Here is a 697-nt window from a genome sequence, read left to right as displayed (position 1 = left end):
ACCGTTCGAAAATATGTACAAATACATAGTAATTGTACACAACGCAAAGGCAAGTACGGTATTCCCTTTACGATTCGCAAGAGAGAATTCCACTCCCACATCAAAGGTATAAAGCTACATCGCACAGTCATCTAATGACTTCTGAGGACCAGCATACAACTGCCTTGATGGGTAATCTAATACCTGCTTGGGTGTTACTAAGTTATTGCTATGAAACAGCGATTTCATGAGCACACCTTCTTCCTTACAGGTTCAGTGTGGCATTACCACCACTAAGCAACGGGTTTTACAATCTATTTAATGCGTAAATCTTCGAATTAAAACCATATTTCTTCCATTGTTTCGAGAGCTCTTTCCATTGGTTCCATCTACTTTTTACTAGAATTTTTTCTTTCTTTCCAGATAAGAATTGTTCTATAGGAACTTGTTCTACTTTTTTAAATTCTAAACCTCTTCTTGCAATCACCATCGCTGCGCTTTCATGTGAGCTTAGACCATATTTTTTCATAAACTTGTGATGACCAATTTGGCTTGTAAACGCTGGGTTCACTGAAAACAACTTTACACCAGCCATTTCACATTTGCTTTCCAATAAAGATTGATAACTAGAATACGCAAAACCACTTAACAATTTTGCTTGTTGAGGAGACATTTGTTTTAGGTTTTGCTTTTTCTTTTTAAAATCTAACTTCTCTTT

Annotated in this window: 1 pseudogene; it reads right to left on the bottom strand. The window is 36.2% G+C overall.

Going from position 1 to position 697, the window contains the following annotated elements:
- Positions 1-286: 286 nt before the first annotated feature.
- Positions 287-697 (bottom strand): annotated as a pseudogene (locus ACFOU2_RS15100) (hypothetical protein); the annotation flags it as partial.

Source organism: Bacillus songklensis, from assembly GCF_042649685.1.
Classification (GTDB): Bacteria; Bacillota; Bacilli; order Bacillales; family Bacillaceae_H; genus Bacillus_BA; species Bacillus_BA songklensis.
Note: the sequence above shows the minus strand (reverse complement) of the source record. Positions and strands in the feature narration are given on the sequence as shown.